The sequence below is a fragment of the Streptomyces sp. NPDC058401 genome (genome assembly GCF_042722885.1).
Classification (GTDB): Bacteria; Actinomycetota; Actinomycetes; order Streptomycetales; family Streptomycetaceae; genus Streptomyces.
The window spans coordinates 1-11,567 of sequence record NZ_JBHXKA010000190.1 but is presented as its reverse complement, the minus strand read 5'-3'; the positions used below and the strand labels follow the sequence as shown (position 1 = coordinate 11,567).

6 protein-coding genes are annotated in these 11,567 nt (G+C 71.1%); 3 read left to right on the top strand and 3 right to left on the bottom strand.

Annotated elements, in window-relative coordinates:
* Nucleotides 1–75: 75 nt before the first annotated feature.
* Complete coding sequence (locus tag ACFWNV_RS37075) at nt 76–2,853, bottom strand: LamG-like jellyroll fold domain-containing protein (RefSeq protein WP_383955887.1); 2,778 nt, start codon at nt 2,851–2,853, stop codon at nt 76–78.
* A gap of 261 nt (nt 2,854–3,114) precedes the next feature.
* A complete protein-coding gene (gmd, locus tag ACFWNV_RS37070; RefSeq protein ID WP_266904311.1) occupies nt 3,115–4,128 on the bottom strand; it encodes a GDP-mannose 4,6-dehydratase in 1,014 nt (337 codons plus the stop codon).
* Between the two features lie 437 nt (nt 4,129–4,565).
* On the opposite strand from gmd, the gene ACFWNV_RS37065 reads away from it, so the two are divergent.
* Nucleotides 4,566–5,507 (top strand): GDP-L-fucose synthase family protein, encoded by a 942-nt coding sequence (locus tag ACFWNV_RS37065; RefSeq protein WP_383955884.1) that lies wholly within the window; start codon nt 4,566–4,568, stop codon nt 5,505–5,507.
* 76 nt (nt 5,508–5,583) lie between these two features.
* On the opposite strand, the gene ACFWNV_RS37060 is transcribed toward ACFWNV_RS37065, so the two are convergent.
* Complete coding sequence (locus ACFWNV_RS37060) at nt 5,584–7,059, bottom strand: sugar transferase (RefSeq protein WP_383955881.1); 1,476 nt, start codon at nt 7,057–7,059, stop codon at nt 5,584–5,586.
* A gap of 382 nt (nt 7,060–7,441) precedes the next feature.
* Here ACFWNV_RS37060 and ACFWNV_RS37055 point away from each other — a divergent pair, with 382 nt between their 5' ends.
* Both ACFWNV_RS37055 and ACFWNV_RS37050 read left to right on the top strand, forming a co-directional pair.
* Nucleotides 7,442–9,709 (top strand): M4 family metallopeptidase, encoded by a 2,268-nt coding sequence (locus tag ACFWNV_RS37055; protein ID WP_383955878.1) that lies wholly within the window; start codon nt 7,442–7,444, stop codon nt 9,707–9,709.
* A gap of 292 nt (nt 9,710–10,001) precedes the next feature.
* The gene (locus ACFWNV_RS37050) at nt 10,002–11,462 is read left to right on the top strand and encodes a nitronate monooxygenase (protein ID WP_383955876.1); all 1,461 of its coding nucleotides are present in this window, start codon (nt 10,002–10,004) and stop codon (nt 11,460–11,462) included.
* Nucleotides 11,463–11,567: the final 105 nt, after the last annotated feature.

The following is an 11,567-nucleotide window of genomic DNA, read 5'->3' as shown; positions in this document are numbered from 1 at the left end:
TCTCCTTCCTGGGGGGGGGGGGGGGGGGGGGCCCGCCGCGCGGCCCGCCCCCCCGCCCCGCACTCCGTCAAGCGGTTACTTCGCGCCGAAGGTGAGGGTCAGCTGCGGCTTGGCGTCCACGGCGGTGGACTCCGAGGACCAGATCCACAGCGGGTCGGTGCCCGTGCTCGTCAGGCCCAGGCTGTAGCTGCTGCCCAGCACCGCGGAGATCGCCGCGGTGTCCAGCGGCGTGCTCTGGACCGCCGTACCGTCCGGCACGCCCGCGAAGGAGCCGAGCGGGCTGGTGCCCAGGGTGGGCTTGCTCTTGAAGGTGGTGCCCGCACCGCTCCAGGTGCCGGTGACCGGGACCACGGAGACGGTGTCGGTGGTGCCGGCACTGGCCACGGTCGTGGTCTTGACCTGGAGGGACGCGGACTTCAGCACCGTGCCCGCCGGAGCGGCCGGGATGTCGAAGCGCAGGTACGTCTCGTAGGCCGCGGTGCCGCGGACGGCCAGCGAGGTGGTCGTGCCGTAGGCGGTGCTGGGGGCGCCCTGGTTGATGTAGGTGTCCTCGGTCGCGGTGACCTTGGAGACCGTGTCCGTGGCGGCCTTGGCCAGGTTGTAGTGGTTCTTGACCTGGGCCTCGGTCAGCACCTTCGGGTAAACGGCCGTCTCGTCGATCTGGCCGGCGAAGAAGTTGCTGGTCGGCCGGGACGGCCAGGCGGAGAGGTTGTCGCCGCCGACGTGCCAGTAGCCCTCGATCGCCTGGGAGCCGGTGACGTTGGAGCTGTCCTTGGCCTTGCCGTCCACGTACAGCGCCATGCCGGAGGGACCCTGGGTGGCGACGACGTGGTGCCACTTGTTGTCGTTGTACGTGTCCAGCAGGCCGGTGGAGAGGGTCTTCGTCGAGCCCGGGTTGACCCCGAAGAAGATCCGGCCGGTGTTGGTCATGTAGAGGTGCTTGTCGTACAGGTTGCTGGTGCGGTCCTGGTTGGTGCCGAAACCGAGCAGCTTGCCGCCGCGGGTGGTGTTCGTCTTGAACCAGGTCTCCAGCGTGTAGCTGCTGCCGACCGTCTGGCGGTGGTCGCTGTACACCTGCTGGCTGGTGCCGTTGAAGCCCATGGCCGTGCTGGCTCCGGTGACCGCACCCGGGGTCTGGCGCAGCGCCGGGGCGTTGAGCTGGATGCCGCTGGTGTTGCCGGAGACCGAGGAGTCGGCCACGTACGGGCTGACGACGTCGTCGTAGCGCCAGTAGAGGTTGGCGCCGTCCTCGCGGACCTGGTTGGGGTACGCGCTGACCGCGGTCGGGACCGAGACCGAGACGCTGGCCGACAGGGCGCTGGTGTTGCCCGCCGCGTCGGTGGCGGTGACCCGGTAGCTGTAGGACGCGCCGGCCTTGGCCGTGGCGTCCGTCCAGGAGGCCTGCTGGCGCAGCCACTCCAGGGAGTTCGCGCTGACGGTGGCGATCGGGGTCGCGGAGCCGTTGCGGTAGATGCGGTAGGTCAGCTTGCTGTCGTCCGCGTCGTAGCTTGCGCGCCAGCGGACCTGGACCTCGCCGGGCTTGACGCTGGAGACGCTGGCGACCGGGGTGGTCGGGGCGCCGACGTCGCCGGTGGAGGCGAAGCGGGTCAGGGCCTGCTGGGCCTTGCCGTTGATGAGGGTGAACTCACCGCCGACCCACATGTACTTGGTGGCGCCCTTCTCCGCGATGGCCATGACGCGCGGGCCGATGCCCTCGCCGAGGCCGTCGTTGGCGGTGGGGTGCCAGCCGAGCTTGGCCGGGCTGCGCACGAAGCCGCCGACGGGCGCGGGGGCGTCGGCGCCGCCGTTGCCCCAGTCGGTCAGCTGCGCCAGCAGGAAGTGGCGCTTGCCGTCGGGGTACTGGCCCTCGGAGGTGCAGTTGTGCGCGTGCGAGGAGCTGTAGAGGACTCCGTCGTACGGCAGCACGGCCTGGGTGGCGCCCAGGCACTGGTCGCGCCACTTCTCGTTGAAGTCGGTGGCGAGGGCGACGCGGCCGTCGAAGCCGCCGGTGCCCTCGGCGCCGGTGTAGTAGCCCGTGGCGTCGGCCGTGATGGACTTGATGACCGACATCGAGGGGATGGTGCCGTACGTCTTGGTGACGGCTCCGGTGGTGGCGTTCACGACGGCGAGCGCGTGGCTCTGGGATCCGTTGACGGTGAAGAAGTCACCGCCCAGCAGGATGTTCTTGCCGTCGCTGCTGAGCTGGAGCGCGCGGCCGGGGTCGTCGGCGTTGGCGACGAAGGGCTTGAGCGCACCGGAGGTGGCGTCGACCGCGGCGAACCGCTCACGGGTCGCGCCCTCGACGGTGCTGAAGTCGCCCGCCGCGTACAGGGTGGTGTCGGTGGCGGTGAGCGCGCGCACGGTGGAGGGGAACTGCGGGTGGAACGAGGCCTTGGGGGTGCAGGTCGCGATGTCGATGGCGGCGACGCTGTTGACCGGGGTTCCGTTGACGGCGGCGAAGTAGCCGCCCGCGTACAGGGTCTTCTTGTCCTTCGAGACGGTGAGCGCGCGCACGGTCGCGCTGCCGTCGCCGATGGTGAAGGAGAGCTTGCAGGAGGTGGGGGCGCCGGTGGCCGCGTCGAGAGCGACGAAGTTCACGGCATCCTGCTCCGCACCGACGCCGCCGGCGGGCGGACGGACGGCGGAGAAGGTGCCACCGGCGAAGACGGTGCCGTTGACCTCCGCCATCGCCCAGACGATCCCGTTGGGCTGCCACGTCGGCAGGTCGTCGGCGGTGAAGGCCACCGGCTGCGTGATGGCCGACGCCTCGGGTATCAGCACCAGGCCTATCGCGGTGCCGGCGCCGGCCAGTGACAGGGCGAGGGCAGCAGTCAGCCCTCTGGATCTACGCATGAGCCCCCCAGGGCAATTGCCCGGCTTGAATGGCTGGTTCGGCATCTATCGGAACAGCCATATGTACTGGCGCAGACTAGGGCTCACGCGAGGGCCTGGTCACCACCCTTGACCCATTGCATACCAACTTGGAATCAACGGGTCCGGTGTGGATGGAGCACTACGGACATACGGCAGATTTGCCCCGGTCAGGCCGACTTCAGCCGCGCGAATGATCGCGAATGACCGGGACAGGGCAAATCGTAGGCGAAATATATGGCCTCAGCGGTCGATGCGGACGCTGGCGCCCGCCAGTTGGTCCTCGACCTGCCGGATGTCGGAATCCACCATGATCCTGGCCAGCTCGGCCACCAGGACCGTCGGCTTCCAGCCGAGCAGGTCGTGGGCCTTGGACGCGTCGCCGATCAGGGCGTCGACCTCGCTGGGGCGCTCGTACTTGGGGTCGTAGCGCACGTGCTCGTTCCAGTCGAGACCGGCGTGCGTGAAGGAGGCCTCGACGAACTCGCGGACGGTGGCGGCGACCCCGGTGGCCACGACGTAGTCGGTGGGCTCGTCCTGCTGGAGCATCCGCCACATGGCGTCCACGTACTCCGGGGCGTAGCCCCAGTCGCGGACGGCGTCGAGGTTGCCGAGGTAGAGCTTCTCCTGGAGGCCGGCCTTGATCCGGGCGACCGCGCGGGTGATCTTGCGGGTCACGAAGGTCTCGCCGCGGCGCGGGGACTCGTGGTTGAAGAGGATCCCGTTGACGGCGAACATGCCGTACGCCTCGCGGTAGTTCACCGTCGTCCAGTACGCGAACACCTTCGCGGCGCCGTACGGGCTGCGCGGGTGGAACGGGGTGGCCTCGTTCTGCGGGGGCGGGGTGGCGCCGAACATCTCCGAGGAGGAGGCCTGGTAGATGCGGGTGTCCACGCCGCTGGCCCGGATCGCTTCCAGCAGGCGCAGGGCGCCGAGGCCGGTCACGTCGCCGGTGTAGAGCGGGGCGTCGAAGGAGACGCGGACGTGCGACTGGGCGCCGAGGTTGTAGACCTCGTCGGGGCGTATCTCGCGGAGCAGGTTCACCAGGGCGACGCCGTCGGAGAGGTCGGCGTGATGCAGGACGAAGGAACGATTCGCCGTCTGCGGGTCCTGGTAGATGTGGTCGATCCGCTCCGTGTTGAAGCTGGAGGACCGCCGCACGAGCCCGTGCACCGTGTAGCCCTTGGAGAGCAGGAGCTCTGCGAGGTACGAGCCGTCCTGCCCGGTGACGCCGGTGATCAGCGCGGTCTTGCCCATGGGGTCCCCCTGGGGATCGTTGCGGTGCGGTCGTGGCTGCGCCCCGGGTACCGCGCCCCGGAGTACGGGGCCGGAGAGGTGCAGTGCGGGGCGGGGCCCCGGGTATGGCTCGGGGCGCGGCCCCGGGCGGGCCCGGGGTCACGCCTCGTCGTACGGGTCGGTGCCGGCGGCCGGATGTGCGGTGGCCGGGACCGGAGTGCTGGGCGGTCCGCCGCCAGGGGGCTGGAGACGGGTACCGGATGGGTACCGTACACGTTCGGCCGGGAGGGCCTCCCGGCGGATCGGGCCCCCTCGCCCCCTTGCGGGGCGGTATGTACCGGACTGGCCGGTGCCATCCGAAATCCGCCTGCCCGGCGGGGCTTCGGGGGATGCGGAAGCCGGCCGGGGCCGGGGCTCCCCCGTGAAACCGCCGACGGCAGACTGGCATCATCGGCGGTATGACAAGTTCGCCGTTCCTGCCCCCGAACGCCCGCGTCTTCGTCGCCGGCCACCGCGGCCTCGTGGGGTCCGCGGTCGTCCGCCGGCTCACCGCCGACGGGTACGAGGTGCTCACCCGCGGCCGCGCCGACCTCGACCTGCGCGATGCCGCCGCGACCGCGGCGTACCTGAGCGACGTCCGGCCCGACGCCGTGGTCCTGGCCGCCGCCAAGGTCGGCGGGATCATGGCCAACAGCACGTTCCCGGTGCAGTTCCTGGAGGACAACCTCAAGATCCAGCTGAGCGTCGTCGCCGGGGCGCACGCCGCGGACGTCGGCCGGCTGCTGTTCCTCGGCTCCTCCTGCATCTACCCGAAGCTGGCCCCGCAGCCCATCAGCGAGGACGCCCTGCTGACCGGGCCGCTGGAGCCGACGAACGAGGCCTACGCCCTGGCGAAGATCGCCGGCATCGTGCAGGTCCAGTCGTACCGCAAGCAGTACGGGGCCTCGTACATCTCGGCCATGCCCACGAACCTCTACGGCCCGGGCGACAACTTCGACCTGGAGTCCTCGCACGTCCTGCCCGCGCTCATCCGCCGCTTCCACGAGGCGGCCGCCGAGGGGCGCGAGGAGGTCACGCTGTGGGGTTCGGGCACGCCCCGCCGGGAGTTCCTGCACGTGGACGACCTGGCCGCCGCCTGTGCGGTGCTGCTGCGCGAGTACGACGGCGCCGAGCCGGTGAACATCGGCTGCGGCGAGGACCTGACCATCAAGGCCCTCGCGGAGACCGTCGCCGAGGTGACCGGCTTCCGCGGCAGGCTCGCCTGGGACACCTCGAAGCCCGACGGGACGCCCCGCAAGCTGCTGGACGTCACCCGGCTGCGCGGGCTCGGCTGGAAGCCCGCGATCCCGCTGCGCGAGGGGATCGCCGCCACCTACGCCTGGTGGCGCGAGCAGGGCTGATCCCGGGGCGCCGGTTCCCGGCGCCTCAGTACGCTCCGCAGCTCAGTACGCTCCGCGCCTCTGTACGCTCCGTGCCTCAGTACGCTCCGCGACCGTCGACCACGGCGCGGAGCGTGCGGCCCATGACGTCGACGTCACTGGTGAACGACCAGTTGTCCACGTACTGCAGGTCGAGCTGGATCGTCTCGTCCCACGAGAGGTCGGACCGCCCGCTGATCTGCCACAGCCCGGTCATCCCCGGCCGCACCGCGAGCCGGCGCAGTTCGACCTCGTCGTACTCCGCCACCTCCTCCGGCAGCGGCGGGCGCGGGCCGACCAGCGACATGTTGCCCGCCACCACGTTGATCAGCTGGGGCAGTTCGTCCATGGAGGTGCGGCGCAGCAGCCGGCCCACGCGGGTCACGCGGGGGTCGCGGCGCATCTTGAACATCAGGCCGTCGTTCTCGTTCGCCCCGGACAGCTCGGCCTTGAGCGCGTCGGCGTCCGCGACCATCGTGCGGAACTTCCACATGACGAAGGGGACTCCGTCGCGGCCGATGCGCCGCTGCCGGTAGAAGGCCGGTCCGCGCGAGCCGCAGCGGATCGCCAGGACCATCGCGAGGAAGGCCGGCGACAGCAGGACCAGTCCGAGGGCCGCGCCGGCCCGGTCCAGTACCGACTTCAGCAGGGGCTGCATGCCGCGGCTGACCGGCGGCGCCACCCGCAGTATGGCCAGGCCGCCCGCGGACAGGGTCTCCAGCCGCTTGACGGAGACCTCCACCAGGCCGGGGAAGACCGCCAGTTCGAGCCCGGCGTCGTGCAGGGCCCAGGAGATCCGGCGCAGCCGCTCCCCCGCGAGCCGGGCGCCCGGTGCGACGAGCACCAGGTCGGCGCGGTGGGCGGCGACGGCTCCGAGCACGGCGGCGGAGTCCCCGTTGGGGGACTGCGCCGTGGCGGAGCCGAGCCGCGCGGCCACGGGTACCCCGCTGTCGAGTCCGCCGGGACCCACCGGGACCACGCCGACCACCACGTACGGGTGGTCGGTGCGTGCGGCGAGGTGCCCGATGACGGACTCGGCGGAGTCGGGCTCGCCGACGACCAGGACCCGGCTCACCGCCTGGGCTTCGCGCCGGGCGGCGGAGAGGTGACGGTAGGTCAGCTTGTGGCAGGCGACGGTGACGAGCAGGGCGGGTACGAGGGCGCCTAGGGCGGACAGCCGGGGGGTGTTCTCCCCCGTGATCACGCGGGCCACGGCGAGCACGCCGATCAGAATCAGCCAGTCGTGTACGACCGGCAGGACTCCCCGGGATTCACCGAGCGCGCGGCCCGCGTAGCGCCGGCGCATCAGCTGCACGCCGGTCCAGGCGAGGGCCGCGCCCAGGGCGCAGAACAGGGGCCGCGCCTGCTGGGCGGCCTCGAAGACCAGGCCGACGGGGACTCCCGCGCCGATCAGGTCCGCGGCGACCGCGGCGGGCAGGTACCAACGGGCCTTGTCGCGCAGGCCCCGGGCCGGTACGGCCGGCGTCCGGGCCGCGCCGGCCACTCTTTGCACAGGTATATGGACATGCCTCATGGGCCCCCCTGGCACGTGGTCTATGACGGTGGCGCGAGTCCGCGGCTTCCCCTGGCAGTGGACATCAGACGCACCGGGAAACAGTACGACAAACGCCCGTACGGTAAATGCCGTTTCGCAGAACCGGACATCTTGTTGCCCAAGCGTTAGCGACCGGTGGTCCGCATTCCGGACCGCGGGACGCCCTCTTTCTCATCCCAAAGTGAATGTTCCGGATACCGGATACGTCTCTTCGGACAACGAACGATTTCCGGCCAACCTTTTGACGCGGCCCTGACATCACAGCGCCCAGGTGACACTCTTCGACCGTTCTTCGCACCAGCCCGATCTGCCCGGAGGCCCACCCAGCCATCCGGAACCCCCCTTGCAGAAGGAGTCTGCGTTGAGTCCCACCCCCCAGCGGCGTGCCACCACGGCCGGCGCGCTTGTTGCCGCGGCCGCTCTCCTCGCCGTAGGCATCCAGACCGGAACCGCCACCGCCGACGCCACCGCGTCGAAGGCCTCTTCGGTCGCCCAGGCAAACCCCGGCGCGGAAAACCGCGCACTCAGCGCTTCGGAGCGTGCGACGCTCCTGGCCGAGGCCAACTCCACCTCCGTGCAGGCGGCCAAGGCCCTCGGCCTCGCCGGCTCGGAGAAGCTCATCGTCCGTGACGTCGTCAAGGACGCTGACGGCACCACGCACACCACGTACGAGCGCACCTACAACGGGATACCCGTGCTCGGCGGTGACCTGACGGTCCACGCCAAGGACGGCGTGACCAAGAGCGTCACCAAGGCCACCAACGCGGACATCAAGGTCGCGGACACCACCGCCGCCGTCACCCCGGCCTCGGCCGAGGGCGTGGCCGTGAAGTCCGCCAACGCGGCCGGCGCCAAGGACGCCAAGGCCTCCCAGGGCGCCCGCAAGGTGATCTGGGCCGCCGAGGGCGCCCCGGTCCTCGCCTTCGAGACCGTCGTCGGCGGGCTCCAGCACGACGGCACCCCGAGTGCACTGCACGTGGTCACCAACGCCAAGACCGGCGCGAAGATCACCGAGTGGCAGGCGATCGAGACCGGCGTCGGCAACACGATGTACAGCGGTCAGGTCACGCTGGGCACCTCGCAGTCGGGCAGCAACTACACGCTGACCGACGCCGGGCGCGGCAACCACAAGACCTACGACCTCAACGGCGGGTCCAGCGGCACCGGCACCCTGTTCACCAGCACCAGCGACACCTGGGGCACCGGCGCCGCCTCCAACCGGGCGACCGCCGCGGCCGACGCGCACTACGGCGCCCAGCTGACGTGGGACTACTACAAGAACGTGCACGGCCGCAACGGCCTGCGCAACGACGGCGTGGCCCCGTACAGCCGGGTCCACTACGGCAACGCGTACGTCAACGCGTTCTGGGACGACTCCTGCTTCTGCATGACCTACGGCGACGGCCAGGGCAACACCAAGCCGCTGACCTCCATCGACGTGGCCGCGCACGAGATGACGCACGGTCTGACCTCGGTCACCGGCAACATGACCTACTCGGGCGAGCCCGGCGGCCTGAACGAGGCGACCTCCGACATCATGGCGGCGGCCGTCGAGTTCAACGCCAACAACGCCAACGACGTCGGCGACTACCTGGTCGGCGAGAAGATCAACATCAACGGCAACGGGACCCCGCTGCGCTACCAGGACAAGCCGAGCAAGGACGGCTCCTCCAAGGACGCGTGGTACTCGGGCATCGGCTCCATCGACGTCCACTACTCCTCGGGCCCGGCCAACCACTGGTACTACCTGGCCTCCGAGGGCTCGGGCGCCAAGGTCATCAACGGGGTCAGCTACGACTCGCCGACCTCGGACGGCCTCCCGGTCACCGCGATCGGCCGTGACGCCGCCTCGAAGATCTGGTTCCGCGCGCTGACGGTCGGCTACTTCAAGTCGAACACCAACTACGCCGACGCCCGCGTCCAGACGCTGAAGGCCGCAGGGGACCTGTACGGCGTGGGCTCGACCACGTACAACAACGTGGCCAACGCCTGGGCCGGCATCAACGTCGGTCCCCGCGTCGTGAGCGGTGTCACGGTCACCAACCCCGGTAACCAGAGCACCATCACGGGCAGCGCCGTCAGCCTCCAGGTCCAGGCCACCAGCACCAACGCGGGTGCCCTGAGCTACGCGGCCACCGGTCTGCCGACCGGTCTGTCGATCAACGCCTCGAACGGCCTGATCTCCGGGACCGCCTCCACCGCCGGCACGTACAACGTGACGGTCACGGTGACGGACTCCGCGAGCAAGACCGGGACGGCCTCCTTCGTGTGGACCGTCGGGACCTCGCAGCAGACGGTCTTCGAGAACACGACCGACTACACGATCGCGGACAACGCCACGGTGGAGTCCCCGATCGCCGTCAACCGCACGGGCAACGCTCCGGCCGCGCTCAAGGTGGACGTCAACATCATCCACACCTACGTCGGTGACCTGAAGGTCGACCTCGTCGCCCCCGACGGCACCGTCTACAACCTGCGCAACCGCACCGGCGGCAGCGCGGACAACATCGTCCAGCAGTTCACGGTCAACGCCTCCTCCGAGGTCGCGGCCGGTACCTGGAAGCTCCGGGTGGCCGACCTGGCCAGCGCCGACGTCGGCAAGATCGACAGCTGGAAGCTCACCTTCTGACCCCCACCGGGGCCGATCGTGAACCAGAGCCGAACCGCTAGATACCGCTAGATCACGGGGCCGCCCGGGAGAAGACCTCCCCGGGCGGCCCTGTTCCATGGGGCCGGGGCCCCGCTCCACGGAGCCGGGGGTCCCGTTCCGCCGGGCCCCGTTCCATAGGGCCCGGCGGCCGGGGTCCACGTACCCCCAGGGCCGGGACCTTCGGCGCCCGCCGGGCGGCCGGGCCGGCGTCATAGTGGAATTCAGCGAACCTACGGAACCGTAGGTTCGGGTGATTCCGAGGACGTGACCCATGCCGCAGACCCCCACGAACGCCCCCGCCGCACACCACCCCTGGCTGATCCAGGGCGGCATGGGCGTCGGCGTCTCCGGCTGGCGGCTGGCCAGGGCCGTCTCCGGCGAGGGCCAGCTGGGCGTGGTCTCCGGCACCGCCCTGGACGTCGTACTGGCCCGGGTGCTGCAGACCGGCGACCCCGGCGGCCACGCCCGCCGGGCGCTGGCGGCCTTCCCGCTGCCCGAGCTCGCCCAGACCGCCCTCGACCTCTACTTCCGCGAGGAAGGCCTCGCGGACGGCGCGGCGATGCGCACCACCCCGCGACTGCGGGCGACGGGCGGATCGCAGGCCGAGATCCTCACCGTCCTCGGCAACTTCGCCGAGGTCTGGCTCGCCAAGGAGGGACATGACGGTGTCGTCGGCATCAACTACCTGGAGAAGATCCAGCTCGCCACCGCCCCCGCGATGTTCGGCGCGATCCTGGCAGGCGTCGACTACGTGCTCGTGGGCGCGGGAGTCCCCGGTCAGATCCCGGCCCTCGCCTCAAGGCTGGCGCGCTACGAACGCTGCGTGAGCAAGATCCACGTGGAGGGCGACGAGGAGCCCCTGAACCACCTCTTCGACCCCGCCGCCCTGCTCGCCGGGCACCTGCCCGGCCCGCTGCGCCGCCCCCGCGTGCTGGCCATCGTCTCGCTCCCGGTCCTGGCCACCTACCTGGCCCGGGACGAGATCACCCGCCCCGACGGCTTCGTGATCGAGACCAGCCAGGCCGGCGGCCACAGCGCCCCGCCGCGCGGGCCGATGAAGCTCGACGGGGACGGCGAGCCGGTCTACGGTCCGCGCGACAGCCCCGACCTCGCCAAGATGGCGGCGCTCGGGCTGCCGTTCTGGCTCGCCGGCGGCCAGGCCAGCCCCGAGGCCGTGGCCGGGGCGCTCGCCGAGGGCGCGGCCGGTGTCCAGATCGGCAGCGCGTTCGCCCTGTGCGAGGAGTCGGGGATGGCCCGCCACCTGCGCGAGGAGCTGCTGGAGCGGGCCCACACCGGGACCCTGTCGGTCCGCAACGACCCCGAGGCCTCCCCGACTTCGTTCCCGTTCAAGGTGGCGGACCTGCCGGGGACGGTCTCCGAGCCGGAGGTGTCCGATGCCCGGCGCCGGGTCTGCGACCTCGGGTTCCTGCGCACTCCCGTACGGGGGCCGCGCGGTCTGGTCTACCGCTGCGCTGCCGAGCCGGTCGCCGCGTACGTCCGCAAGGGCGGCGAGGCTTCCGACACCAAGGGCCGCCAGTGCCTGTGCAACGGGCTGCTGGCCACGATCGGGCTGGCCCAGCGCCGGCCGCACGGCCGGGTGGAACCCCCGCTGGTGACGATCGGCAAGGACCTGTCCTTCCTCCCGAAGCTCGCCCCGAACGCCGAGCCGTACACGGCCGCGGACGTGGTGCGGTGGCTCGCGGCGGGCGCGGGGCAGCCCGCCGGACGCTGAGACCCGGGACAGGTGAAGGGCCCGGCTCGCCTGGGGAGCCGGGCCGGTCGCAGGCCGTGGGATCAGGCGAGGGAGCTGTACACCGAGTCGTGGAGGGCCGAGGTC